Origin of the sequence: Streptomyces alkaliphilus (assembly GCF_014141535.1) — a bacterium.
Taxonomy (GTDB): Bacteria; Actinomycetota; Actinomycetes; order Streptomycetales; family Streptomycetaceae; genus Streptomyces; species Streptomyces alkaliphilus.
This window is the reverse complement of sequence record NZ_VKHT01001381.1, coordinates 1-1016: the sequence shown is the minus strand read 5'-3', so window position 1 is coordinate 1016 and position 1016 is coordinate 1. Positions and strand designations below refer to the sequence as shown.

Below are 1016 nucleotides of genomic sequence, written 5' to 3'. Positions count from 1 at the left end.
GCGGTCGACTGCGCGTCACCCCCGACCCCGCGGCGATCTCCGCGACCCCCGTCCCCGGTCCGCTGCTGCGCGAACACCTGGAGCACTGGGCCGAGGTCTACGACTGGGTGTACGGCACCGGCGAGGGCCGGCACGCCGAGGACCTCGACCTCTCCGGTTGGCGGGACTCCGCCACCGGCGCCCCGCTGCCGCGCGAGCACATGCGCGAGTGGATCGACCGCACGGTGGAACTCATCCTGGAGTCCGGGCCCCGCACGGTGCTGGAGGCCGGGTGCGGCACGGGCCTGCTCGCCCACCGACTGCACGGTTCGCTCGAGGGTTACGTCGGCACGGACGTCGCCGACACCGCGGTGGAGCGCCTCTCCGCGGCCGGTCTGCCGCGCACCGGCTTCGTCCGTGCCGCCGCACACGAGGTGGATTCCCCGACGGTCCGACGCGCCACCGACGCGGTCCTCGGTCCCGGCGCGCGTCCCGACTGCGTGGTGCTGAACTCCGTCACCCAGTGCTTCCCCAACCTGGACTACCTGGCGGCCGTGGTGCGCGGTGCCCTCGACGTGGTCGCGGACGGCGGCACCGTGATCCTCGGTGACATCCGGCACTCCGCCCTGGTGGAGCGGCACTTCACCGACCTGGAGCGGGCCCGGGACCCGGAGGCCCCCGAGGAGGTGATCGCCGACCGGGTCCGGGTCGCGATCACGGAGGACGAGGAGCTGTCCTTCGCCCCGGAGGCGGTGCGGGAGATCGTCACCGGCTTCCACCGGCCGGTGCGGATCAGCACCAGGGCCCGGACCATGGCGGCCGCCACCGAACTCACCCGTTACCGCTACGACCTGGTGCTGCACATCGGCGCCCCGCCCGGGGGCCGGGCGGAACCACCGGTGGAGTACCTCCCCTGGAGCGGTCCGGATCGGCTGGTGGCCGCGGCACGGGCCGCGCACGCCGGCGCCCCGCTCGTCGTGCACGGCATACCCAACGGCCTGGTGGGCGCTTCCCCGGAGAGCCCCGGGCCCCTCGCC

Annotated in this window: 1 protein-coding gene; it reads left to right on the top strand. The window is 74.8% G+C overall.

Annotated features, from left to right (window positions below; translation table 11 throughout):
• Window positions 1-1016: class I SAM-dependent methyltransferase (locus FNQ90_RS24605; RefSeq protein ID WP_182608353.1), on the top strand; the 1016-nt coding region annotated here is incomplete at both ends.